This window comes from Pedobacter sp. GW456-11-11-14-TSB4 (assembly GCF_059424425.1).
In genome coordinates, this window is sequence record NZ_JBWKZK010000014.1 from 1 (window position 1) to 785 (window position 785).

Here is a 785-nt window from a genome sequence, read left to right on the forward strand (position 1 = left end):
ATTACGCAACCAACGGCAATTTCTGCCACTACCGTGGTAACGAATGTTTCATGCAACGGCGGCTCAAATGGGGCGATAAACCTTACGCCAACAGGCGGAACGGCTCCCTATACATTTGCTTGGACTGCAGGTCCGACTACAGAAGACAGGACAGGTCTTGTCGCTGGAACATACAGCGTGACCATTACCGATGCCAACGCCTGTACCGGAACGGTAAGTGGAATAATAGTTACCCAGCCAACAGCGCTTACAGTTACACCAGCTTCTCAGACTAATGTTGCCTGTTTCGGCGGTAGCAATGGTGCTGCTTCGATAAACATACCAACAGGTGGAGCGGGAGGCTATACCTATAACTGGGCACCTGGCAATCCAACCGGAGACGGTACCAGAAGTGTTAGCGGCCTTACTGCCGGCACCTGGACGGTAACCGTTACCGATGCGAATGCTTGCACCTCGACGCAGTCATTCGTAATTACGCAGCCTACCTCAGCGGTTTCTGCCACTACTGTGGTAACCAATGTTTCATGCAACGGCGGCTCAAATGGGTCCATCAACCTTACGCCAACAGGCGGAACAGCCCCTTATACCTTCAACTGGAGCGGCGGAGTAACTACCGAAGATAGAACAGGCCTTGTCGCTGGAACATACAGCGTGACCATTACCGATGCGAACGGCTGTACCGGAACGGTAAATGCGACAATTACCCAACCTGCCTCGTCCGTTTCGGGAACGACGGTTGTAACGAATGTTTCATGCAACGGCGGCTCAAATGGGGCGATCAATCT

General features: G+C 52.7%; 1 protein-coding gene. It reads left to right on the forward strand.

Annotated features, from left to right (window positions below):
• Positions 1–785, forward strand: a 785-nt coding sequence (locus AC07XU_RS18325) for a SprB repeat-containing protein (protein WP_494945083.1), incomplete at both ends; no start/stop codon positions are given.